The following is a 24,048-nucleotide window of genomic DNA, read 5'->3' as shown; positions in this document are numbered from 1 at the left end:
TCTGTGGCGTTGTTGAATGTTCTGAAAAGTCGGAAGGTCAGGCGATTTCACGTTCCGGGGCCTGTGGGGCCGCGGACAGCAATTCGCGTGTATAGGGGTGTTGCGGATTTTCCATCACGGTTGCGACAGGACCGGATTCAACGATGCTGCCATTTTGCATGACGATCACATGATCACAGAGCAACCTGACGACGTTGAGATCGTGGCTGACGAACAGGTAGCTGATGCCTAGCCGCACACGCAAATCCGCCAGAAGGTTCAGGACAAGCGCCTGTATGGACACATCAAGGGCAGCTGTCGGTTCATCAAGGATCAGGAAATCAGGTTCAGTCGCGAGCGCACGGGCAATACCGACGCGAGCCTTCTGCCCACCGGAAAGCTGATGCGGGAACCGGTCAAGAAGATGCGCCGGGAAGCCTGTCATCTCCGCCAGTTCTTCGGTGCGTGTGGTTACCGCATCGCCGCGCATCCCCATCAGGCGATGCAAAGGATCGGCAATGGCCTGACGGGCGGTAAAGCGGGGGTTCAGGCTATCGGTCGCATCCTGAAACACCATCTGGATTTTCGATCGCAACGGATGTTTGGCAAAACCTGCTGCTGGCAATGTCGCGATATCTTCGCCGCGATAGAAAATGCTGCCCGATGTTGAATCCAGCAACCGCACCAGCATCGAAGAAGTGGTTGATTTTCCACAACCTGATTCACCAACCAGCCCGACACTTTCACCTTCATGGACAGTGAAGCTGATTTTCCTGACCGCATGAACCGGGCCGCTTTTGCCCTGATATGTTTTGGCAAGATTGATCACGTCAATCAGTGGCTTGTCACCAATTACGTGCGGTTCAAGTTCCGGTCGTTCGCCTTCGGGTAAAAGGGATCGAATGGTGCCCATCCGGCGCGGGGTCGCATGGACAAGTTTTCGGGTATAGGCATGTTGGGGATTGGTGAACAATTTGACCGGATCACCAGCCTCTACAATCAGGCCGTCTTTCATCACGACAATCCGGTCGCAATATTGCGATGCCAGTCCAAGATCATGAGTGATCAGGATTGATGACATGCCCCGTGCACGCACCAGATCATCCACTAGGTCCATAACCGCCTTCTGGGTGGTGATATCAAGCCCTGTGGTCGGTTCATCGGCAATGATCAGTTTCGGATCGCAGGCAAGCGCAAGCGCAATGACAACTCGCTGACACATTCCACCCGAAAGCTCGAACGGATAGGCTTCATAGCGTGCTGCCGCATCGCGGATTTTAACCGCCTCAAGCGCTTCAATCGCCTTGATCTTGGCATTGTGACGGGTGGCGCGGCTGTGACGCCGCAGAACGTCTTCGATTTGATGACCAACCTTACGGATCGGATTGAGTGCCGCACGCGGGTTCTGGAAGATCATGCTGATTTCGCGGCCGCGAATGTCGCGCATGTCGCGCTCGGACGCTCGGCGCAGATCAATACCGCCATAGACCGCTTCGCCGGATTTGATTGTCCCGCCAGCATCAAGGATGCGCATCAAGGCATAGGACGTAACCGATTTTCCCGACCCACTTTCGCCAACGATGCCTAGGCGTTCGCCTTTTGCCAGTTCGAAATCGATCCCCTTGACCGCATTGACTTCGCCGTTTCGCGTCCGGAAGGCTACGCCTAGTCCCTTGATGGATAGCATTTTCATGTCCTCCGTCGCGGATCGACGATATCGCGCAGACCATCGCCCATCAGATTGAATGTCAAAACCGCGATCATCAATGACAACCCCGGGAACAGGGCCATCCACCATTCACCCGACACGATGAAGTTCGCCCCCTCGGCCACCATAATCCCCCATTCCGGGGTCGGCGGACGGACCCCCAAGCCGATAAAGCTCAGCCCCGCGGCATTGAGGATTGCCCAACCAAGGTTCAGCGAAACCTGCACCATCATTGGCGGCAACGCGTTCGGAAAAATGTGAAACGCCAGAATGCGCGCATCACTGTTGCCCGAAAGCTTGGCAGCCAGGGTAAAGCCGGCATTGCGACGAATATTGACCTCGGCCCGGACAAGGCGGGCATAGAACGGAATATTGATGATCGCAGTTGCGTAAATGATGTTCGCAACCGAATTGCCAAGGGCCGCAACAACGCCCATCGCCAGAACAAACAGCGGAAAGGCCATGATGGTATCAAGAACACGGTTCAGCGTGATGTCTGTCCAGCCGCCCCGATAACCTGCAATCGCACCCAGAAATGAACCGATAACAAATGAAAGTGCCACCGCCGCAACCGAAATCACCAGATCAAGGCGGGTGGCGACAACCACGCGGCTAAAAACATCACGGCCCAAGTTGTCCGTTCCGAACCAGTGGGCCATGGAAGGTGGCTGCAGGACACTTGCCGCATTGGTTTCCAGCGGATCGTAAGGCACGATTGACGGGCCAAATACGGCGGCAAAAATCAGAACCCCGAACATTGCAAACGCAAATGCCGTAACCGGATTTTCGCGCAGCACATAAACCAGATGGGCAAAGCCACCGGACCTTGATTTGGCTGGCTGGGTAACGTCGATAGCCGCATCGGCCATTCCAGGTTCCGCAGCAGACGTTTCGGAGGCGGATGACAAAATCTTGTTCATTTTCCTGAGGTCCCGAAACGCGGATCAATCAGCGAATAAGCCAGATCAATCACCAGATTGAGGAATACGAAAAGAAACGCCATCGCTAGGACAAACCCCTGAACCGCGGCATAGTCCGACACAATCAGGGCCTCGACCGCATATGATCCGATTCCCGGCCAGGCAAAAACCTTTTCGACAAGAACGTTCGCGCCCAGCACAAAGGAAAACACCATGCCAAGTGTCGTCACCACCGGTAACAACGCATTGCGAAACGCATAACCGTAAAGAATGCGACCCGATCCCAACCCGGCAGCACGGGCCGTTCGAATGTAATCCGATGAGAGGGCCGAAAGCATGGCGGCACGGGTCATGCGGGCAATCGGTGCAAGGGTGAAAAGCGCCAATGTCACAGCCGGAAGAATGAGCTGTTTGAACGCGCCAAACCAGGTTTCCCAATCGCCGACCAGTGCGGCATCAATCAGGAAGAAACCCGTCACATGCGGAGGATCAAGATAGATAAAATCAAGTCGTCCCAAGGGTGACGGCGAGATACCCAGCAGGTAATAGAAGATGTAAATCAGCATCACACCGGTAAAGAAGGTCGGAAGCGACACCCCCATTGTCACAAGCAATCGACAAATCTGGTCAACCCAGCTTCCCGGTCGCGTTGCCGCCAGAACGCCAAGCGGCACCGCCACCAGACAAGACAACAGCAACGCACTTAGCGTCAGTTCAAGCGATGCCGGAAGGCGACTGGTAAGTTCGGTCAGAACCGGTCGCCCGGTTGAAACCGATTGTCCAAGATCACCCTGAAACAGTTGACCAAGATAGACCACGAACTGTTCCGGAAGCGGTTTGTCGAGACCAAGCTTTGCCCGGGTTTCTTCAATTGTCTCGGGTGTTGCCATGATCCCTGCAAACTGTACAGCCGGGTCACCAGGCAAGGCACGCGTCAGGACAAAGCTGATAACGATGACCCCAAACAGGACCGGAATGGCCTGTGCGATACGTGTCAGAACGCTGGTTCCCCGGACTGCCATGATTTCAGCTTTCCACCGTTGTCAGGCCGCGGATATCAAGCTGACGATGGAACCAGAATTCATAACCACCCGCCCCGTTCAGTGCGACGTTAAGGGCGGGCTGCCACAGCGGAATACGTGGCAAATCTTCAAAGACGATATCAATCATGCGCATGATCTTGGGCGCATATTCCGGATCGTCCATGGCCATATGCAGGGTTTCATTGGTCAGTTGTTCAACCTCGGCATTGGAATAGTTCGACGAGTTGAACAGATGTCCTTCCTGATAGGCCCAGAAGAAGTAATAGTCCGGCGTATTCAGCCAGCCACCGAAGTTTTCCAGATGGAAATCAAGGCGCTTTTCCACCAGTGCCGCTGTACGCCAATTGGCACCCGGGATCTTTTCGATCTCGACCTTGATACCAAGCTTGCCAACCGCCTCCTGAATAAGCAGGGCGGTCGGTTCCATCCACGAAGACAAATCGGTTGAAATGGAAAGCTTGGTTTCAAATCCATCGGCAAAGCCCGACTTGGCCATATGTTCCTTGGCCTTGTCCAGGTTGGTGTCATAGGGCGACTTACGCGGCCACGCGATATCGGTTGCCTTTGCCCCGCCCCCCCAAAGCGGCGCACCACGACCATAGGCCGCCGCATTAAAGATCGCCTCATACGGTACGGCATAGGCGATCGCCTTGCGCACGTCAGGGTCCTGGAACGGTTCAAATTTGGTGTTCAGGCAAAGTGAATGGATACAGTTTTCAATCGGGGTTGAATGCACCGTGACTTTACCGGCCAGTTCTGCGGCATCCTTGTCCGGAATATCAAAGGCAACCTGAACGTCACCCCGTTCGATCAGGGCGCGGCTGGTGGCCGCAGACGGAACTTCGCGCATGATCACACGACGCACCGGCGGAACCGGCCCGCCAACCCATTTGTCATTACGCTCGAAGACGACCTGCTGACCGGCATCCCAACGGGTAACGGTATAGGCACCCGAACCAATGGTGTTGGTATGCAGATATTCCATTGCCCACGGATCATCCGTGGTTGCATGTTCCTTGGCCACCTTCGAATTGATGATGAAGGGTACTGGCACTGCCAGATCGGGAAGTGCAAGCTTGGATGCCTGATCAAGGATGACAACAAAGGTTTCGTCATCAACAGCCTCGAATTGCTCGGGGCGAACAAAGCCACCGGCTTTCATCTGAACTGTCGGGAATCCGCCGACACTGACGGCACGATCAAACGACCATTTGACGTCTGTTGCCGTTACCTTGCTGCCATCGGTGAAAACCGCATCGGATTTCAGCTTGAAGGTGATCTTCATGCCGTCTTCGGAAAAGGTCCAGCTTTCAGCCAGCTCCGGCACAATGGTGGAATAATCATAGGAAAGACCACCGCCTTCGGCAGGCTTCGACCCAAAAGATACCAGACGGTCATAACAGTTCACCGCAATCTGGTAACTGGCACGGTTGGTCCCGGTGCGATGCAGATCAAGACTATTGACCGTCTGGGCGGACACGGCAACCAGCGTGTCGCTTCCTGCCGCCAATGCGGACAATGAACGCGCGAACGGCAATGTGCCTGCAATTACAGCACCGGCTTTTAGAAAATTGCGTCTCGTAACCATCGCCAAAACCCCCATGAACAGCATGATTGGATGTAATCCTGATAGTTTGCAGTTTTTCGCGTTCGCGAAAATTGCTATGATTTCACCAATCCGTTGCAAAAAATGCACCACCATTTGCATCATCAGGAAAATGCAACCCATGCGGCATCTGCAAACCTTCCGATTGATTGAGGCCGTTGCCCGCGCAGGATCAATGCGCAAGGCTGCCGAAGATATGAACCTCACAGCTTCGGCCTTGAACCGGCGGATTAACGGGTTCGAGGATGAATTTGGGACAGAACTGTTTGAAAGACTGCCCAGCGGGGTGCGACTTAATCCGGCGGGCGAACTTCTTTTGCACCATTATCGGGCAATGGCATCCGACCTGGAACGCGTGCAAGGGCAGGTCGCCGACCTTTCCGGGGAACGGCGCGGCCATATCTCGATTGCCTGCTCACAGGCTCTTTTGCCCTATTTCCTGCCCCGGCAGATCGCCGAATACCGCAAGGATCACCCCGGCGTAACATTCAGCGTCAATATCCGTGATCGGGCGCAAGCCGAACAGGAACTGGCAAGTTATTCAAGCGATCTGGCTCTGGTGTTTGAGCCCGTATACCTTGTCGATTTCGAAGTCATCCACACGATCCCGCAAACGGTTAACGTGGTGATGCGCTCTGATCATCCCCTGGCAACCAAACCGGAAATTCGTTTGCGCGATTGCCTGAACATTCCCCACGTCGCACCGACCCACCGGTTTGGTGTCCGCCACTTGCTGGATTTTGCCGCCCGCCGTAATTCCAGACAGATGTCGCCTGTTATTGAAACCGAAAGCTTTGAACTGATCCGGCACTATGTAATGCATGAAAATGTGATCGGATTCCAAATTCCGATCGGTCTTCGAACGGAAGAAAATGGCATCCTGATCAACCGTCCGATCTCGGAACGGGATCTGCCAGCGGGCAGTCTTATTCTCGGCCAGATGCGTGGACGTACCCTGCCCGTCGCATCCGCCAGATTTGCAATGCAATTGGCACATGCGCTGGGGGAATTGTCACCCTGATGCCTGTCTCAAAACTTGTTGCCGGGCTATCGAGTTCAGAATGGAAATAGAGGGCGATTATAAACAGCTGAAGCCTCGATCAAAGGGCCTGAACATTCCTGCTTGGGTCACCTCTGTCAGAATTACGGCCCCGAAATCACAACTATCCGGCAGCCCGGTGCAATAACAGTTAAAATTCGCATCGTATCAATTGATAATAGTAATCAATTTCGCTATTTCATGTGCTGGTAATTTCCCTGTTGCCGCGATTAATCCTTTGCCACCGGATCCGCCCCATGCTCAAAGAATTCTTTTCCTACTATCTGCCGCATAAACGGCTCTTCATGCTCGATTTCGGGTCGGCTGTCCTGTCGGGTATTTTGTCCCTTGGCTTTCCGGTTGCGGTTGCCGGTTTTGTCGATGTGCTGTTACCCAAACAGGACTGGCTGCTGATTGGATTGGCGGCTGTCGGATTGCTTCTGGTCTATCTTGCCAATACCGTCTTGATGGCCGTCGTCACCTATTGGGGCCATGTTCTGGGTATCACGATCGAAACCGAAATGCGCAAACGCGCATTCGACCATTTGCAAAAGCTTTCCTTCCGCTTTTACGACAACCAGAAGACAGGCCATCTGGTGGCACGCATCACCAAGGATCTGGAAGAAATCGGCGAGGTCGCCCACCACGGCCCCGAAGACCTGTTTGTGGCGGTCATGACCTTTGTCGGGGCGCTGATCCTGATGTTTACCGTGCATATGGAACTGGCGCTGATTGCAATGACGATTGCGCCGCTGGTGATGTGGCTGGTCGTCCGGTTCGGTGGGGAAATGACACGCAACTGGCAAAGCCAGTTTGGCCGTGTTGGTGCCTTCAACGCCCGGATCGAGGAAAATGTAGGTGGCGTACGCGTAGTGCGTGCCTTTGCCAACGAGGATCACGAACGCGCCCTGTTTCACAAGGATAACGAGCTTTATCGCCATGTGAAATTGCAGGCCTATGGCATCATGGCGATCAGCCTTGCGATCAATTACCTTGGCATGCGAATTGTCCAGGTCGTCATTCTGGTGACGGGGACATATTTCGTTGTGACCGGCGGGTTGACGGTTGGCGGGTTTGTCGGCTTCCTGCTGTTGGTCAATGTGTTCTATCAACCGCTTGAAAAGATCGCTGCTGTTGTCGAAACCTATCCCAAGGGCATCGCCGGTTTCAAAAACTATCAGGCATTGCTGGCCACCGAACCCGATATTGTCGATCGCGATGGTGCGCGTGATATCGAAAACCTTTCCGGCAATGTCGCATTTGACCAGGTCGGCTTTGGATACAGCCCGGAACGCACTGTACTCAATGACATCAATCTTTCGATCAAAGCCGGTGAAACGGTTGCATTTGTCGGGCCATCCGGTGCGGGTAAAACCACTCTTTGTTCGCTCGTACCACGTTTTTATGATGTGACAGCGGGCAGGATCACAATCGACGGGATCGATATTCGCGACATCAAAATGAAATCGCTTCGCCGTCAGATCGGCATCGTCCAGCAGGATGTTTTCCTGTTCGCCGGAACATTGCGCGACAACATTGCCTATGGCCGTCTTGACGCGACCGAGGATGAAATCATTGATGCCGCCCATCGCGCCCGCCTGCGGGAACTGATTGCAGATATGCCTGACGGGCTTGATACCGTGATCGGTGAACGCGGGGTCAAACTTTCGGGCGGCCAAAAACAACGTGTCGCAATCGCCCGTATTTTCCTAAAAAACCCGCCGATCCTTATTCTGGACGAGGCGACCTCAGCACTCGATACCGAAACCGAACGCGCCATTCAGCAATCGCTTGATGAACTGGCCGAAGGGCGCACGACACTGGTAATTGCGCATCGTCTGGCCACCATCCGCAATGCCGACCGGATCGTCGTGATCACGCAAGACGGCATTGCCGAAGAAGGTACCCATGATGCCCTGATTGCCGCCGGTGGCACCTATCGGCGCCTGCATGAAGCACAGTCACTTGGCATCAGGACCGATAACAAGTCGGACTGCGCCTGAGAGGTAAAAGGAAACGGGCCGGCTATTGCAAAGCCGGGCCGTTTCATGTTTGCCGTTATCGGGCAAGCCGTTCGCCGGAACGAATGGGCCGTATCACCTGCACCGCAGGCCGCCCTTGCTCATCTCGCGAAACCGATGTTTCCACATGATAGACGCGCGCCAGATTATCAGGCGTTAACACCTCGCCGGGGGTGCCGGATGCAACGATTTGACCGGCTTCAAGCAATACAATCCGGTCGCAATAACGTGCCGCCAGATCAAGATCATGCAGGGCGGCAATCACAACCCCGCCGCGCTCAGTCAACCGTTCACGCACAAGATCAAGCACCACCATTCGCCAATGCAGATCAAGTGCCGATGTGGGTTCATCAAGCAGCAAAACATCCGGGTCACGCAGCAGTGCCAGCGCAAGCCCGACCAGCTGTCGCTTGCCACCTGACAGAACATGCAGCGGCGACAGGGCAAAATCATCCAGCCCAAGCCGGTTAAAGATATCTTCTATCCGATCAGCCAGTTCGCGATCCGAAAAATCAAGATCAAGGGCGCGCGCCGTACTCCACATCAGTTCGGTCGGCATCAGGACACTGGGATTGGGCGGTGTTTGCGGCATGGTTGCCACCCGGCGATGCCATGCCATAACGTCCATATCATCCCGGTCGCTGCCATCCAGAACGATTCGGCCATGATGGGTCTTCTCGCCGGTCAGGCACCGCATCAGGGTCGATTTACCCGATGCATTCGGGCCAAGAAGCCCCAATACCTCGTCATCTTGCAATTCAGGCAGATCGACATCATGCAATATCCGGGTCCGGCCATAGGATGCGGAAATACCGGTGGCGGAAAAGATCGTCATATCGTTTTCCTCCGTCCGGCAAGAAGCCCCAGAAAGACCGGCACGCCGACAACAGCAGTCAGAATGCCAACCGGAATAATAACGCCCGGCACAAGTGCCTTGGACAGGAAAGACGCCAGCGACAGGATCAATGCCCCGCAAATTGCCGATCCCGGGACCAGCAAACGGTGATCCTCGCCCAGAAGCAGGCGGGCAATATGCGGCCCGACCAACCCGATAAAACCGATCGCCCCGACAAAGCAAACAGCAAAGGCCGCCAGAACAGAAATGCGCAGGATCACCCAAATGCGAAGCCGGGCGACATTGATCCCCATGCTGCGCGCATGGGCCTCGCCCCCGCGCAGAAGTGTCATGATCCAGACCTGCCGCAGGGAAAAGGGCAGAATAACCATGAAGCACGCCGTCACCAGCCCGACTTCAAGCCATCCGGCACGGGTCAGATTGCCGATGGTCCAGAATACGATCTGCTGAACCGCTTCGGCACTGGCCAGATATTGCAACCCGGCGGTCAGGGCATTGCAAAGGAACACCAATGCAATCCCGAACAGAACAACGGTCTCGCGTGCGCCGCCGCTCCAACGCACAATCAACAGGATCAATATCCCAGATCCCAGCGCGAAAAGCAGTGCCATCACCGGCAAGATCGCGGTTTCGGGCAGGAAGGGCAGAACCGGAACAAGCACGATTGCAAGGCTGGCCCCGAGAACCGCAGCCGATGACACGCCAAGCGTAAAGGGACTGGCAAGCAGATTATCAAGAATGGTCTGGGTTTCGATCCCTGCCAGCCCCAATGCAGCCCCAACCGCAAGCGCAATCAGTGCATCAGGCAACCGGACTTCCCAAAGAATGATCCGATGCCGAAGCGCCAGCGATTGCGGATCAAGAATACCCCCGACAATATCGCGGATATCAAGCCCGGCTGGCCCCGCCGCCAGATCAAGACCAAGGCTGAGAAAAAGCGCCAGAACCATTACGGATATGATCAACAACCTGCGACGATGAATGGCTCCAAACCGGTCATGAAGCGAAAGATCAGCGGGCGCCATGATGTACCGTCGCGCTGTGAACACCATGAAGGTCGAACGGTAACCAGGTGTCGTAGATATATTGCATGGTCTTTTCCGGATGAAGATCGGCAAACAGGTCTGGATGGATCCATGTTGCAAAGGCTTCGAGCGCCACGATGTTAAAAGGCGAGTTATAAAAATTGTGCCAGATACTGTGTGCCCGGTCGCTTCGAACGGCATCAAGGGCTGCAAATTCCGGCGCAGCGAGATAGCGTGCGAGACTGTCGGCCGCCATTTCGGCCGTCATACCTGCCCCCAGCGCAACCGGCAAAGCCCCATCTCGATATTCCTTGGCCGTACCCGATGCTGTCCCGATCCAGACATCCGGATTTTCCGTCAGCAGAAACTCAGCCGTATGCTGGGCCGTTGGTCCGGGGGCGACGGCATCGGCAATATTAAGGCCGCCCGCCTCATCAACAAACGGTCCCAGCATGCCCTCTGCCATGCCCCAGCAACATTCGAAACGACCGGGATGGGCCTGCAAAAATACCGTCGGACGGACATCAACATCCGCGACCCGTTGGCGAATGGTCTCAAGCCGGCTTTGGTAAAAGGCAATATAGTCGCCTGCCCGGTCCTCCGCCCCCAGTACACGACCGAGAATTTCGATGGAAGGCAGGGTGTTGTTCAATGGATCAGCTCGAAAATCGATAAAGATGATTTGCGTACCTGCGGCGGTCAGCTGATCAATCATTTCTGCATTTTTTGCCCCCGGGCCGTGGTCATTCAGCCCGAAAATCGCCAATTGCGGGGCCAGATCGATAATCTTTTCGACCGAAACGCTATCCTCGCTGCGCCCGCCAAATAAGGGGATGTTTTTTGCTTCAGGGAAACTGGCAAAAAGCTGCTGTTCAAGGTCGGGCTGAGTCCAGCCAAGCGGCGTCATCATACCAACCAAACTGCCAACCGGATCATATGGCCGCAGCATGGCCAAAAGCGGAATATACCGCCCCTCGCTGATTACCAGTCGTTCGACCGGCGTTTCAATGCGCACCTGTCGCCCGGCAAGGTCGGTTATTTCAATCGTTCCAGCCCGCACAGGAAGGCTTGCCATCAAAGCCAGACCCGTCAGAAAAAGCGCGCGTATCACATGCGGCATACCACTTTGCCTCCGTTAACAGAAAAACCTGGGACCAGCGAACCGGTCCCAGGCAATGCATCCAAATCCTTTAAAACCCTAGAAGCGCGCCTTCGCCATCAACAGGAAAGACCGGCCCGGTTCGTAAAGCGGGACAACGTTGGTGAAGTCCTGCCCGTAAGATGCACGATCGGAATACTCTTCATCAAAGATGTTGTTTGCTTCGATGCGAAGCGTCAGATAGTCAGCTGCTTCGGGTTGATATTCGGCATAAAGCCCGACGACCTCATAGGCTTCCTGTGCCGTTCCACCCGCATCGGCCGTATCGGTATTTTTCAAGGCGGCATCAAGCGTCCCGCCCAAGGTCAGATTGATCGTGTCGATCCGGTGGGCGGCTTCGAGCGCGATGATCCGACCAAGCGGCGCACCAAGATATTGGGTACCGTCAGAATCACCCGGGTTGCCGTTCACGGTGATTTCGCTGTCGGTATAAGACACCCGGATAAAACCTGGGCCCCAATTATAACCGGCACCGAGATTGTAGCCGCGTGTTTCGAAATCGACGACAACCGAAGGACCGGGTGTCCAGCCCGGATCACGGGCATTGTCAAATACACTGCGGAAAATACCGGCATTAAAACTGAACCCTTCGTGATGAACTTCAAATCCGGTGGTGTAGTTTTCCGAACGAACCGGCTTGATACCGTCGCTGTAATCCCATGCCGGGTTCAGGATAAAGTTTTCAGCCAGTGCGATGCCACCCCAGACATTGGAATAACCTGCATTGACTGTCAGAAAATCGGTAACGTCAACCGCCGCAGATACGTTGCCACTCAGTCCATCATTTTCAAACTCGGTACCGTCAATGCCTGTAAATTTCTGTGTATCGCCACGCATACCGAACGATAGACGCAAAGGATCAAACGGCTGGATACGTGCCTGCGCATAGGCACCAAAATTGGTTGCCTCTTCATCTACATCGGTATCCGGCCCATCGTATTCGGCAACGTCATTATAAAAATCGACGCCGGTCGTAACCGTATCGCGGTCCGTCAAATTGAAGTCGTTTTCGAACTTTCCCGAAAAACTGCTGGTCGTGCCACGACTTTGTTCAGTCAACGGCGCGTACAGATATGTCTCGCTATAGGCCAGAACCGCTTTGGGATCCCAAAGCCCCTGTGCACCGGCCTGTCCGTAATTGAACGCAAAGTTACGACGACGCATATCATAACCAAGTTCGTCCGGTTGGTTCCGGTTGGTAAGATCGGTCATGTTGGCACGATACGGACGCTGGGCGCGGTCGCGAACCTGTTCCCCGGAAAATTCGAAACGGTGACCGTTTTGGGCTTCGTAGGCAGTTTTGATCAGACCTGAACGCATGTCGGCTTCAGTGCCTGGGACCTGCTCCCCATTCCCTGCCTCGTAATCGTCACCCTTGGCCCATTTGAAATAGCCCAACAATTCAAAGGCACCGGCTCGTCCATAGGATGACAGATCGTTGCTGAAGGTTTCGCTGTCGGTGTCATAACTGCCTTTGACAAACCCGCCAAGTGAACGGCCCGGTTCCAGGACATCGGCAACATCGACGGTTTCATAGACAATCGCACCACCAAGCGCCCCCGGCCCGGCATCCGCCGGGGCCACACCCGGATCAATCCGGGCCGCCTTCAGAAGACTGGGGTCAATCAGGTTTGTTCCGCTATGGTGAAACACCTTGTTGTTCTGGCGCGCGCCGTCAATGGAAACCGCAAGATTGGTTTCCTCGATCCCGTTAACATAAAGCTTCTGGTTTAAGGGGATCGATCCACCGACCGAAACACCGGATTCACCGGCAAAAACCTGTTTGACGTCTTGTGGATTACGACGATCAAGATCTTCTCGCGTAACACGGACCGAGTTTGCCCGATCTGCGGCCCCCGGACGATCATCAGCCACACTGGCAGCTTCGATCAGGATCGGGCTGACCATGGTTTCGGATGCGTCACTGCTTTGCGCCGAACTTGTAATCGTGACCGAGCCGTCATCAGCAATCCGGTACACAAGCCCGGTTCCGGCCAGAAGACGTTGTAGCGCAGCCTCGGTATTCATCAGACCGACGACGCCATTGGTTTCAACATCACGCACCAGATCACCATGGGCCGAAATCTGAAGACCAGCCTGCTGCCCGAAAAGGGCAAGCGCATCGGCAAGTGGTTGTCTGGCAATATCGAAATCATGTTGCTGGCTGGCCTGCGCCAGTTCACTGGTTGCGGCTTGGGCCGGCGTGGCCGGCATCGTATTTTCCATCGCACCGGCCGAAAATGCGATCCCCGAAACCGCAAATGCCGATAATGCTGTCGACATCGCAAAGGTACGACGCCATTTCCCCGAAGCCATCGACAAATTAACCCCCGTCATAAAGTTCAGTCTCCGCCTGGTTTTACGTTTTGCAGAATGGGTGATTTGCAAATGCGAATTAAGTTCACCCTTTAACCAAGCAACGAAGGGGGGCGTGGCGATATTCAAAAAAAGTTGAGATTTTTTCGCAATATCATTCTTCGCCGTGTTTTCACGGCGATTTCAGACAAGCGCTATTCGGGTGACAGCATAAGAATCCATGGCGAAATTTCGCGAAGCACAGCACCTTGCGCATCTGCAATCGCGGCAAGAGCCGCCTTGGGGTCTTCAAGGTTATAAATCCCGGTCAATGGCTCACTTCCGAGTGCATCATCGCTGATCAAAATCCAGCCATCGAAATAACGGTCAACCGTTTCAACGACCTCGGCAACCGACTGATCCTTGGCAATCAGTCGTCCGCCACGCCATGCCGCCACCAGTTCGGGCGCCATCGTCTGACGAACAAATGAACCATCCGGGTCAACATGCACCATGTCACCGGCACCAAGTTCGGATACATTGTCCGACTGGCTCCCACGGCTATGTTCCACACGAACCCGCCCGTGTTCGACCGCGACATCAACACCGTATCCACCGCGACGGACATCAAACGCCGTCCCGAGAACCGTTGTTTCCGCTTCGCCGGAAATCACACGAAACGGTCGATCCGTCATTGGTACAACGTCGAAAAACGCTTCACCTCGCAGCAGTTCAATCTGTCGTTTGTCCCCGGCAAAAGCCAGCGCAACCGCACTATCTGGAGCAAGATGCAACATGCTGCCATCCGGCAGTTCGACCACGCGTATCTCCCCGATCGGGCTTTGATAATCCGCATTCAGATCAATCATCCAGCCCGGCAAGGCAAAGACCAGCAGGCACGCGATCAGGGCAGATCCCGACAGCCCCAGCGACAGCTGCCGCGGCCAGAATGAACGCCCGCCTCGCCCGCGCACCGGGACAACTGGACCGGCATCCGTATCCGGCCTCGCAACGACGCGATCTTCGCGCGAAACGGTCGGTTGTACTTGTCCTATCCTGTCCTGCCATTCCGCAACATGGACCGGCACAGTCATATCAAGCATCTGCCAGACACGCAGTGTCTCGTTCCAGTCGGCACGGTTTTCCATACTGCTTTCCAGCCACGCGTCATGGCGCGCGCGCAAATCCCGGTTATCGGGATCGTCGCTTAGCAAGGCGATCCACTCGCTTGCCGACTCTGGTTTCGTCATATCGTTCATCGCTTCGCATCTCTCCATGTGCTTCGCAGGACAGGGGCCGCCTTTGCGGTCCGTTTTGCGGGATTTTTCATGTCCTGACACATTGCGTTGCTTCCTTACTGAATAAACGATGGCAGTCTGCTGAATTTTCAATTTTTCAGCATTTATTGCGCACGCTTACCTCTCCCTTGCCAAACGCGTTTTGCAATGCTCTATCGCGTCGGTCACCAGCGCGTGCGCTGTACCTACCGAAATATCAAGCCTTGCGGCGATTTCAGAAAATTTGCACCCGCCAAACCGGTGCATTTCAAGGGCGATGCGCGACCGGGCCGGAAGCTCCGCCAATATCTGCTCAAGCAGCCTGAGTTCGCTTCGTGCGATGGCTTGTGCTTCAGGGTCCGGCCGATCTTCGGGAACGGCGTCGGTCATGCTGTTTTCATCAATGCCAACATGGTTGCTTTCGCGTACCATCTTGCGACGGCCATCTATGGCAAGGTTGCGAACGATCCGGAAAATATAGCCAACCGGCTCATCAAGCCTATCATCCATTTTAACGGCACCGGCACGTTCCAGCCGGAAATAGGCATCCTGCACGACATCCTCGGCAGCAGCACGATCTCCGACAATTGCGCGCGCGTAATTGACCAGTTCGCGCCTTCTGGTCACGAACAGGGCGAGCAATTCCTCGTCGCGCCAACTTGCAACCATGGGCCCCCGACAGATCACATCCCGCAGCAAAGCAACTGCGAATTGTTTGCATTTACTTTGAATTTTTCATGCTGTCAAATCCCCAGACACTACGGCATTCAACCGTAAACAGGGTTCGAGCTCCACAAAACAAGGGGAAATCATTGTGCTTCACCATCCGTTTCACGGATCGATGGACAAGTCCCAAATAGGTTACACTTCACACAGACCTATAAAAGGCCTGACTATTCTCGCGTTCAAGAATGATTGCGAAATTTTTGAACCTTGGAAAAATCGATGGTGCCCCCGGGGAGAATTGAACTCCCACTCTCAAAGAGAAACAGATTTTGAGGGCGGAGAAAACTCAATGAAATCAGTACATTTCCAAAATACAGGCAGCATTTCGGAGCTTGTATCTTGTACTTCGTGAATGAATTTACGGAATGGATTTCATCATATCCGCTGACCACGCAGTACTTAAGATTTCTCGGCTCAGATTGCTGTCAACTCCAAAGCTGAAACAACATGATTATTCAACCTGCCGTTCAGCGAAGCTATGAAAAATCGATATGCGAAGATGACCGCGCGCCGAAGAACTCGGGGCTTTCTCAAACGAAAGTCCCTTTCATTTGACGGGCACATTCAACTTTTACGCCCCCAAAATTGGAAACGAGGGCCGCGCATCACAACTTGCTCAACAAGACACGTTCATTCTAATTGAAAAGAAAATCATGCTTAACTCATGGACGATACTTTCCAAAAGGGCCTGCTATTTACCCGGCCTAGCATGCAAGGCCCAATCACCTTCGGAAAAACGGTCATGTGCAAATTGCCCCTGATGCCAGTAAGGATAAATCAAAGGCGGAGCACTGACCTGATCAAGACGTTTAAGATCATCTGGATCAAGCTTGACATCAAACACACGGAAATTAGCTTTGAACTGATCGATATTGCTGCCCCCAATTACAAGCGATGAAACTGCGGGGCGGGTTAACAACCAAGCCAGTGCAATCTGGGCGGCTTCAACGCCATGTTTTTCACCCACCGAGATCAGGACGTCAACTATGTCCCACAAACGATCCTGATCCCGGATGGGTGGTTCGGTCCAGCCCGCAGCCTGCCGGGACCCTTCCGCAACAGGCTGACTACGGCGATGCTTGCCCGAGAGCAATCCCGCCGCCAATGGGCTCCAGACCAAAACCCCAAGCCCTTGGTCCACCGAAATCGGCAGAAGTTCATATTCTGCTTCGCGGGCTTCAAGGGTGTAATGAATTTGCTGTGTGACGAACCGCACACGGCGATCCCGTTCGGATGCCTGCAATGATTTCATGATGTGCCAGCCCGAATAGTTTGAGCAGCCGACATAGCGCACCTTGCCCTGTGTGACCAAAGCATCAAGAGCGGCCATCTTTTCTTCGACCGGGGTGACGCCATCCCATTCGTGCATGTAATAGATGTCGATGTGGTCGGTGCGCAGATTCTTGAGCGTCTTTTCGCATTCCCGGATCAGGTGATAGCGACTTACCCCCTCATCATTCGGGCCATCGCCAATCCGCATGCGGGCCTTGGATGTGACAAGAACCTGATCACGTCGGCCGTCAAGGACTTCGCCAAGGATTTGCTCGGACAGGCCCGTCGAGTACATATTGGCAGTGTCAAACAGGTTCACACCGTGATCAATGCAGCAATCGACAAGACGGCGTGCTTCGGGCACTTGTTGCGAACCGACCATTGCGAACGGTCCGTCGCCGCCAAAAGTAAATGTTCCCATCGAAAGGGCTGAGACTTTCAACCCTGATCTGCCTAGTTTTCTATACTCCATAACCCGGTCCTTTCGATGCAAGTCATTGCGGTGTGGCGCAAGGAGGAAAAGGTCTCAGCATGCCGCCCAAGCACGGCGCAATCATGCTGAGACTTAGAAAGTCAGCCTTTTACAAAGCGTGCGAGCGTTTCAATCAACAGGAAGGCAACCGTGCCCCCCGCATCCTGAAGACCTTTGCTTTTATCGGCAAACGCCGCAGCCTTGCCGTGCTGGGCGACCATATCCTTGGTTGCTACCAGCGCTGCCTGTCCGGCACGTGCGGCGTCTGCAACCGCATCGACCAACGGGGCGTGTTGGTCGGCAGATTGTTCAAGGCTTTGGGCGATGGGCTCAAGCACATCCAAGACAGTTTTATCGCCAAGTTTGGCTTTGCCGCGTTCGGCAATCCCGTCGGCATACGCCCGCCAGAAGGCCGTCATTTCCTTGGTGCCAATCGCGTCAGCATCATCAACAGCCTTGCCTCCGCGCATAAATCCGGTTGCTGTCAACGTCCCCATTGTCGAGGGCGCTGCCTTTGCCATTGCCGCACCAGCCATTTTGAACTGCTTGCCCAGCGGTTCACCGTCCATGTCAGAGACCGTTTTAGTGGCAGCCTCAAACGCAGAATTCATAGTGATGCCAAGATCACTGTCACCGACCTTGGCATCAAGGGCGATCAGCTCATCACGCTTGTCGCGAAATGTGGCATGAAAGGCCTCGAACAGGGCGGCAATATTGCCGGTATTAATTGTGTCCATCATGGCCTCCGATTACTGCGCGAAATGTTTGAAGAATGGCGTGTCGGCTTTGGCAGCCATCAGGCGATCAAGTTCTTCGTCAAGATGCAGAACCGAAACAGATGCACCGGCCATTTCCATCGAAGTCGCAAATTCACCGACCCAAACATGCTTCACGTTGATGTCGCGCTCGCTCATCAATTGGGAAACACGACGGAACATGATGTAAAGTTCTTCAAGCGGTGTCGCGCCAAGACCGTTAACCAGAATGGCAACACCGTCGCCTTTCTTGTAATCCTGCTCGGCGAAGATTTTCGCCATCATCTCGTCGACGAGCGGATCAGCAGCAGTCAGTTTTTTACGGGTAATACCGTTTTCGCCATGGATCCCCATGCCGATTTCCATCTCGTCATCGCCGATTTCAAAGGATGGCTTGCCAACTTCGGGAATGATGCAGCTGCTCAGCGCGACACCGATAGTGCGTGTGCGATCTTTGGCCTTTTCGGCAACGCGAACGACCTCTTCAAGTGACATGCCTTCCTGTGCGGCCGCACCGGCAGCTTTATAAAGGAAGAATATCCCGGCAACGCCACGGCGCTTGTGTTCTTCACCAACGACAGAGGACGCCACATCATCATTGCCGACAACCGACATCACCTTGATGTCTTCAAGGTCGGCCAGTTCGGTCGCCATATCGAAATTGATGATATCCCCGGTATAATTGCCGTAAATGTAAAGGACACCCGCCCCCTGATCGATATGCTTGGTCACTTCAAGCATCTGTTCGGCACTGGGTGACTGAAACACGCCGCCAACAGCCGCACCATCGAGCATTCCTTCGCCGACATAACCCAGAAACAGCGGCAAATGCCCCGAACCACCACCGGTGGCAATGCCAACCTTGCCTTTGACCGGCTCGGCCTTGACATAGCAGCGCTTGTCATCGGCAACATAGGTGACCTCTTTGTTCGCCAGATAGATGCCTTCAAGCATTTCATCGACGAAATTCTTCGGATCATTCATAAATTTTTTCATGGTTTTCTCTTTATTTCGCAGGTTTGAATTTGCGCTGACGGGTTACGAAGAACGCCGCGGCAAGCAGAATGAACGCGCCGACGAACACCCGTTGCCATGTGCTTGGAATTCCAACCATCACAAGAACATTATCGACCACAACGACAAGCAAAACGCCCAGCATGGTGCCAATGACCGACCCGGTTCCGCCGGTGATCCGGGCCCCGCCCAATACAACCGCTGCAATCACCGCAATTTCGGTTCCGACAAGATCAAACGGGTTCGCCAAACGGTTGGCCGTCACATGAACGATGCCTGCCAGGCCGGCCAAAGCACCGGCATAACCAAACACGAAAAGATGGACGATCTTGACGTTGTACCCCAGACGGGCGGTGACATCCGGACTTCCACCAAGCGAGAAGATGGCGCGTCCCATCAGGGTACGGCGCATGATCCACCAGGTCAGGATCGCTGCTGCTGGCAGGATCAGGAAGTAAACAGGCAAACTGACCGTTGCGCCATTTGCCGTTTCAAATTCTAGCAGGGAAATACGCCCGAACGTGCCCATCTGACCGGGCAACTCCATGATCCAGGTCGTGCCGACAAAAGCCAGCAAGCCGCCCCGAAACAGGTACTGCGTCCCAATCGTGACAATCAGAGACGGCACACGCAGCGTATAAACCAGAAAGCCATTGAGAACGCCCAGTGCAATGCCACCGGCAACCGCGATCAGGAACACGACATAGATCGGCATGTTCGGTGCATGGTTGATTGCCAGAAGTGTGATCGAATACATCGTCAGTGCTGCGATGGCCGTAAATGACACATCAATGCCGCCTGCCGCCAGGATCACAAAAACACCCAATGCAAACAGGCCGGTCACGACACTGGCACGACCAATATCAATCAGGGTGGATGGCTGCAAAAAGGCCGGGTTTGCAATGGCGACAGCGATACAAATGGCAATAAGAAGACCCAAGGTCACCAATTCCGGTTTCTTGGCAATCAGATCACCCAATCCCCGGCGCTGCTGCAATTGCCCGGATGCCGATACATGGCCCGGAGCAGGTTTGTTTGAGGTTCCAGCCGAACTCATGCTGCACCTTCCTGTACTGAACCAAGCATCGCCTGGTAAATATCGTCTTCACTTGCGGATGCCCCATTGAGGTCTGAGACGACCTCGCCGGCATTCATCACAAGTATGCGGTCACAGTTTTGAAGAAGTTCAGGCAAATCGTCGCTGACGATGATCAGCCCCATACCGTCTTCAGCCATTTTCTGAATTGTCTGATAGATCGCGTCCTTTGACCCGACATCGACACCAACAGTTGGACCATGCAGCACGAGAATTTCCGGATTGATGCTTAACCAGCGACCAATCAGAACGCGTTGCTGGTTCCCACCCGAAAGCGATGAAACCGGCAATTCGATATCTGCGGTGTTCAGACGCATGTCGGCCGAAATTTCGCGGGCAATTTCCTTACCCTTCTTCATGTCGAGAATGCCCATGAACCCTGCAAGTTTACGCAGGATCAGAGCCACTTCGTTCTGATAGATAGATTTGCTTAAAAACAGGCCTTCGGACAGACGATCTTCCGGGACATAGGCAATGCCGGCATCAATTGAATCCGATGCTGTTGCAATGCGGATGTTCTTGTCATTGATGGAGATCGTGCCACTTGCCGCAGGCCGGATACCGGCTATTGCCAAAGCAAGTTCATTTCGCCCGGAATCCGACAGCCCGGTAATGCCAAGTACCTCGCCTTTGCGAAGATCAAATCCGACATCGTTGAAACGGCCCGGCATGCTGAAGTTCGAAAGCGACATCAGCGTATCTTCCGAAGGGCTACCTTCGCGGTATCGCTTTTCGCTGATTTGACGACCTGTCATCAGTTCGGCCAAATCGGCCCTGCTATAACTTTCAATCGGTCCTTGTGCCACGCATTGCCCGTCACGAAACACGATCGCATGCCCGCCAATACGATAGCATTCTTCGAGTTTGTGGGTGACAAACAGCACCGCGACATTTTGCGACCGCAGACGTGAGACCACATCAATAAGGTTTTCCACCTCGCGACGGGTCAGCGACGTCGTCGGTTCATCCATGATGACAAGGCGTGCTTCACAGGCAATCGCACGGGCAATTGCCACAAGCTGACGTGTTGCCAAAGGCAGTTCCGAGACAATCGTCGACATCAGTTCGGGTGTTACGTCCAGGTCCACTTGCGACAGGGCTTTGGTCGCCGTTTGCTGCATCCGCGCCCCGTCAATACGGCGCAGAAGCCTGCCGTGGCCTTCGACCAGTTGCTCCCCAAGGGCAACATTTTCCATTACGCTCAGATTGGGGATCAAAGACAGGTCCTGATAGACGGTCTCAATCCCGAAATCGAGAGATTGAATGGGGGTAAGTTCGTTAAACACCTCGCCATCAAGAACAATCTGGCCTTCGCTGGGCGGATGCGCCCCGGCCATGATCTTGATCACGGTGCTTTTGCCACAACCGTTTTCGCCCAGCAGGTGGTATACCTCCCCGGCTTCAAGTGACAGGTCAACACCGCGCAGGGCATGGACACCGCCAAAACGTTTGTGAATGTTTCTTAGTTCAAGAAAACAGCGATTTTTCTGCGTGTTTTGCGTCACCAGTCAGACCCTTTCCTGCTGACATGTCCCGGCCTTTGACGAGGCCGGGCGGCCCGAAACATGCCAAGACACATTCCGGGCTGCCTCAACCGGGTTCGCTTAGAAAAGGTAATCTTTGTAGGTTTCCTTATCGACAAGGACCATGCCATTGCCAACAATTAGAAGACCTTTGCCTGCGCCTGGTGTGACGGTCACGCTTTCGTAGCCTTCAACACCAAGGTCCATGCCATCGGTAACTTCTTTGCCTTCAAGCATCAGCTTGGCAACGGCATTCATTGCCATGCCAGCTTTCTGCGGATCCCAGAAGCCAATTGCGGTGATCGCACCAGATTCCAGATAGGCCGTTGACGGGTTCGGAAGACCGGTGCCAACCAGGCAGACCTTGCCGGCAAGACCAGCTTCTTCGATCGCACGTCCGACACCAAGAACATCGTTGCCAGCCGAAGTCTGGAAGCCCTTGATGTCAGGATGTTTGCGGAGGATTTCCTTGGCTTTTTCATAGGTACCATTGGCATCATCGAACGATTCATTGTTCGGGTCGACCAATTCCATACCCGGATATTTTTTGGCATTTTCTTCGCCGGCACCAACCCACTGCATGTGCGTACGGCTTCCCAGCGATCCAACAAACGTTGTCCACTTGCCTTTTTCGCCCATGCACTGCGCCAAACGTTCGTTCAGGGCCGCACCATAATCGCTGTTATCGAATGCTTCGATATCGGCATGGGTGTTGGTCTGGTTATCGGCTTCGTGCGTCACAACGATTGTGCCGCGATCCATCGCGCGGCCAAGGATACCTTCGAGAATATCTGGATCCATCGGCACAACAGCCAGTGCGTCTACGCCAGTTGCCACAAGATCATTGACGATCTGAAGCTGCTGGGCGGAATCCGCCGTTGCCGGACCTACCTGACGAATATCCATTTCGGGGTTTTGTTCGGCAAACTTGGTAACACCGGTTTCCATACGATCAAACCATGGAATACCGCTAATTTTAACGACAGTCGTAATGGATTTTGTGTCCTGCGCCGAGGACGGAGCAGCAAAACCAAGAACAGACATCGCAGCCAGTGCGAAAGCTGTGGTTTTCATAAGGTTGGCAATTTTCATAATGTTTCCTCCCAATTGGAAATATTCTGTTTGGCCAGATGTTTCCCTCTGATTTTTGATTACTTCTGTGCGTGAGGGCTGCGCACAGAGGCAGAGATCGCATGCTTTTGCAGGTTAATCAGATCAAGCAATCTGAACCGCCCGATCGCGAGGAACCCAAGCAACAGGGCCCCCCAAGCGAAATCACGAATAAAGTTTGAAAGGCCCATGAAGTTGAGCATGCTCGACATCATCTGCAGCGTGATTGCCGACAGAACAACACAGATCACCCGCCCATAACCGCCTTCGGGTTTAACACCGGCCATCACCGCAATCAGGATTGCCACCAGAAGGTAGGATGTGCCGTAATCCCACTTCACGTTGATGGTCCGCGCGGCAATTATGATCCCGGCAAGCGACGACAGGATGCCGCTTACGGTATAGGTCGAAATGATCACTTTGTTTTTTGGAAACCCGGCATACTCAGCGGCCTTGGGGTTTGACCCGTTGAGCATCAGCCACATGCCAAACGGCGTATAGCGCAGAACAAAACCGATGATGCAGGCAACCCCGATGAACAAAAGGAAACTGATCGGGATTTCAAACAACAATCCGTTGCCGATTTCATAAAGCGGGCCCGGTGCACCAACCCTTACCGAACGACCATCGGAAATCGCAACGGCAAGCCCGATAAACAGCATTTGCGTGCCCAGCGTGCAAAGGATCGCCGTGATTTTAAGATAGGCAATCAACAGGCCGTTCAGCAAACCGCCAAGAAACCCGGTTGCCAATGCCACCACGATAAAGATGAGCGAGAAAATCTCCGGGTCCTGAGAGGCAGAGAAAAAACTTACAGCAATGGTCGCAGCGACGACGCCCGAAAGATTGGCCAACGCGATCCCCGACAATTCGATGCCGCCATTCCCGACACACATCGCCAGCAAAACACCGATCGCCAACAACCCGATTTCAGGCACTTGGCCCGCCATCGACTGAAGATTAAACAGCGAAAGATAGTTTCCATCAGAAACAATCGCGCCCGCCGTCATCAACGTGATGATCAGACCGATTAGAACGGTCAGGTGCCCGTCAAAAAAGCGCATGGATCCTCCCCATACTTTTAGTAAATTTTTATGTTTATTGACTAAAAACTATCAATTCATTTTTATGTTGGCAAGCATCTGTTTGACA

The 24,048-nt window shown here is 54.0% G+C and carries 19 protein-coding genes; 2 read left to right on the top strand and 17 right to left on the bottom strand.

What is annotated here, in order from left to right:
* Nucleotides 1-37 precede the first annotated feature (37 nt).
* The 4 genes from R1T41_RS10775 to R1T41_RS10760 are packed head-to-tail and all read right to left on the bottom strand — an operon-like array spanning nt 38 to nt 5,262.
* On the bottom strand, nt 38-1,672 hold the full coding sequence (locus R1T41_RS10775) for an ABC transporter ATP-binding protein (RefSeq protein WP_317341520.1): 1,635 nt from the start codon (nt 1,670-1,672) through the stop codon (nt 38-40).
* Complete coding sequence (locus R1T41_RS10770) at nt 1,669-2,556, bottom strand: ABC transporter permease (protein WP_317341519.1); 888 nt, start codon at nt 2,554-2,556, stop codon at nt 1,669-1,671. The genes R1T41_RS10775 and R1T41_RS10770 overlap by 4 nt, the downstream gene beginning before the upstream one ends.
* 47 nt (nt 2,557-2,603) lie before the next feature.
* A complete protein-coding gene (locus R1T41_RS10765; protein ID WP_097052500.1) occupies nt 2,604-3,629 on the bottom strand; it encodes an ABC transporter permease in 1,026 nt (341 codons plus the stop codon).
* Nucleotides 3,630-3,633: 4 nt separating this feature from the next.
* Nucleotides 3,634-5,262 (bottom strand): ABC transporter substrate-binding protein, encoded by a 1,629-nt coding sequence (locus tag R1T41_RS10760; RefSeq protein ID WP_317341518.1) that lies wholly within the window; start codon nt 5,260-5,262, stop codon nt 3,634-3,636.
* 115 nt (nt 5,263-5,377) lie between these two features.
* On the opposite strand from R1T41_RS10760, the gene R1T41_RS10755 reads away from it, so the two are divergent.
* On the top strand, nt 5,378-6,277 hold the full coding sequence (locus R1T41_RS10755; protein WP_062951916.1) for a LysR family transcriptional regulator: 900 nt from the start codon (nt 5,378-5,380) through the stop codon (nt 6,275-6,277).
* A 275-nt stretch (nt 6,278-6,552) separates the two neighbouring features.
* The gene (locus R1T41_RS10750; protein WP_317341517.1) at nt 6,553-8,298 is read left to right on the top strand and encodes an ABC transporter ATP-binding protein; all 1,746 of its coding nucleotides are present in this window, start codon (nt 6,553-6,555) and stop codon (nt 8,296-8,298) included.
* Between the two features lie 55 nt (nt 8,299-8,353).
* Here the strand turns inward: R1T41_RS10750 and R1T41_RS10745 are convergent, their stop codons facing one another.
* From R1T41_RS10745 to R1T41_RS10685, 13 genes are all read right to left on the bottom strand, one after another.
* Nucleotides 8,354-9,151 (bottom strand): ABC transporter ATP-binding protein, encoded by a 798-nt coding sequence (locus R1T41_RS10745; protein ID WP_062951914.1) that lies wholly within the window; start codon nt 9,149-9,151, stop codon nt 8,354-8,356.
* Nucleotides 9,148-10,197 (bottom strand): iron ABC transporter permease, encoded by a 1,050-nt coding sequence (locus R1T41_RS10740; RefSeq protein WP_317341516.1) that lies wholly within the window; start codon nt 10,195-10,197, stop codon nt 9,148-9,150. Before R1T41_RS10740 ends, R1T41_RS10745 begins: the two co-directional genes overlap by 4 nt.
* A complete protein-coding gene (locus R1T41_RS10735; RefSeq protein WP_317341515.1) occupies nt 10,184-11,317 on the bottom strand; it encodes an ABC transporter substrate-binding protein in 1,134 nt (377 codons plus the stop codon). Before R1T41_RS10735 ends, R1T41_RS10740 begins: the two co-directional genes overlap by 14 nt.
* 78 nt (nt 11,318-11,395) lie before the next feature.
* Nucleotides 11,396-13,693 carry a TonB-dependent receptor gene (locus R1T41_RS10730; protein ID WP_317341514.1) on the bottom strand — a complete coding sequence of 766 codons (2,298 nt, stop codon included), beginning with the start codon at nt 13,691-13,693 and terminating at the stop codon, nt 11,396-11,398.
* A 173-nt stretch (nt 13,694-13,866) separates the two neighbouring features.
* Nucleotides 13,867-14,901, bottom strand: coding sequence for a FecR family protein (locus R1T41_RS10725; protein ID WP_317341513.1), 1,035 nt, complete (start codon nt 14,899-14,901; stop codon nt 13,867-13,869).
* Nucleotides 14,902-15,066: 165 nt separating this feature from the next.
* The gene (locus R1T41_RS10720; RefSeq protein ID WP_114111284.1) at nt 15,067-15,597 is read right to left on the bottom strand and encodes a sigma-70 family RNA polymerase sigma factor; all 531 of its coding nucleotides are present in this window, start codon (nt 15,595-15,597) and stop codon (nt 15,067-15,069) included.
* A 748-nt stretch (nt 15,598-16,345) separates the two neighbouring features.
* A complete protein-coding gene (locus R1T41_RS10715; RefSeq protein WP_317341512.1) occupies nt 16,346-17,347 on the bottom strand; it encodes an aldo/keto reductase in 1,002 nt (333 codons plus the stop codon).
* Between the two features lie 152 nt (nt 17,348-17,499).
* Entirely contained in the window at nt 17,500-18,138 is a 639-nt protein-coding gene (locus tag R1T41_RS10710) for a dihydroxyacetone kinase subunit L (protein WP_245960861.1), read from the bottom strand.
* Nucleotides 18,139-18,147: 9 nt separating this feature from the next.
* Entirely contained in the window at nt 18,148-19,149 is a 1,002-nt protein-coding gene (locus tag R1T41_RS10705) for a dihydroxyacetone kinase subunit DhaK (RefSeq protein ID WP_317341511.1), read from the bottom strand.
* A 10-nt stretch (nt 19,150-19,159) separates the two neighbouring features.
* On the bottom strand, nt 19,160-20,224 hold the full coding sequence (locus tag R1T41_RS10700; protein WP_008889919.1) for an ABC transporter permease: 1,065 nt from the start codon (nt 20,222-20,224) through the stop codon (nt 19,160-19,162).
* Nucleotides 20,221-21,768 (bottom strand): sugar ABC transporter ATP-binding protein, encoded by a 1,548-nt coding sequence (locus R1T41_RS10695; RefSeq protein WP_317341510.1) that lies wholly within the window; start codon nt 21,766-21,768, stop codon nt 20,221-20,223. Before R1T41_RS10695 ends, R1T41_RS10700 begins: the two co-directional genes overlap by 4 nt.
* A gap of 99 nt (nt 21,769-21,867) precedes the next feature.
* Nucleotides 21,868-22,878: a substrate-binding domain-containing protein gene (locus tag R1T41_RS10690; protein ID WP_008889917.1), complete on the bottom strand. Its 1,011-nt coding sequence runs from the start codon at nt 22,876-22,878 to the stop codon at nt 21,868-21,870.
* Between the two features lie 59 nt (nt 22,879-22,937).
* Nucleotides 22,938-23,960 carry an ABC transporter permease gene (locus R1T41_RS10685; RefSeq protein WP_008889916.1) on the bottom strand — a complete coding sequence of 341 codons (1,023 nt, stop codon included), beginning with the start codon at nt 23,958-23,960 and terminating at the stop codon, nt 22,938-22,940.
* Nucleotides 23,961-24,048 lie beyond the last annotated feature (88 nt).

Source organism: Thalassospira lucentensis (assembly GCF_032921865.1).
Taxonomy (GTDB): Bacteria; Pseudomonadota; Alphaproteobacteria; order Rhodospirillales; family Thalassospiraceae; genus Thalassospira; species Thalassospira lucentensis_A.
This window is presented reverse-complemented; position numbering and strand designations above follow the sequence as displayed.

Coding starts and splice junctions, on each gene's coding strand:
- R1T41_RS10725 (WP_317341513.1), bottom strand. CDS start 14,901: ATGACGAAACCAGAGTCGGCAAGCGAGTGGATCGCCTTGCTAAGCGAC.
- R1T41_RS10700 (WP_008889919.1), bottom strand. CDS start 20,224: ATGAGTTCGGCTGGAACCTCAAACAAACCTGCTCCGGGCCATGTATCG.
- R1T41_RS10760 (WP_317341518.1), bottom strand. CDS start 5,262: ATGCTGTTCATGGGGGTTTTGGCGATGGTTACGAGACGCAATTTTCTA.
- R1T41_RS10740 (WP_317341516.1), bottom strand. CDS start 10,197: ATGGCGCCCGCTGATCTTTCGCTTCATGACCGGTTTGGAGCCATTCAT.
- R1T41_RS10775 (WP_317341520.1), bottom strand. CDS start 1,672: ATGAAAATGCTATCCATCAAGGGACTAGGCGTAGCCTTCCGGACGCGA.
- R1T41_RS10690 (WP_008889917.1), bottom strand. CDS start 22,878: ATGAAAATTGCCAACCTTATGAAAACCACAGCTTTCGCACTGGCTGCG.
- R1T41_RS10755 (WP_062951916.1), top strand. CDS start 5,378: ATGCGGCATCTGCAAACCTTCCGATTGATTGAGGCCGTTGCCCGCGCA.
- R1T41_RS10710 (WP_245960861.1), bottom strand. CDS start 18,138: ATGATGGACACAATTAATACCGGCAATATTGCCGCCCTGTTCGAGGCC.
- R1T41_RS10730 (WP_317341514.1), bottom strand. CDS start 13,693: ATGACGGGGGTTAATTTGTCGATGGCTTCGGGGAAATGGCGTCGTACC.
- R1T41_RS10745 (WP_062951914.1), bottom strand. CDS start 9,151: ATGACGATCTTTTCCGCCACCGGTATTTCCGCATCCTATGGCCGGACC.
- R1T41_RS10770 (WP_317341519.1), bottom strand. CDS start 2,556: ATGGCCGATGCGGCTATCGACGTTACCCAGCCAGCCAAATCAAGGTCC.
- R1T41_RS10765 (WP_097052500.1), bottom strand. CDS start 3,629: ATGGCAGTCCGGGGAACCAGCGTTCTGACACGTATCGCACAGGCCATT.
- R1T41_RS10715 (WP_317341512.1), bottom strand. CDS start 17,347: ATGGGAACATTTACTTTTGGCGGCGACGGACCGTTCGCAATGGTCGGT.
- R1T41_RS10685 (WP_008889916.1), bottom strand. CDS start 23,960: ATGCGCTTTTTTGACGGGCACCTGACCGTTCTAATCGGTCTGATCATC.
- R1T41_RS10735 (WP_317341515.1), bottom strand. CDS start 11,317: ATGCCGCATGTGATACGCGCGCTTTTTCTGACGGGTCTGGCTTTGATG.
- R1T41_RS10720 (WP_114111284.1), bottom strand. CDS start 15,597: ATGGTTGCAAGTTGGCGCGACGAGGAATTGCTCGCCCTGTTCGTGACC.
- R1T41_RS10750 (WP_317341517.1), top strand. CDS start 6,553: ATGCTCAAAGAATTCTTTTCCTACTATCTGCCGCATAAACGGCTCTTC.
- R1T41_RS10705 (WP_317341511.1), bottom strand. CDS start 19,149: ATGAAAAAATTTATGAATGATCCGAAGAATTTCGTCGATGAAATGCTT.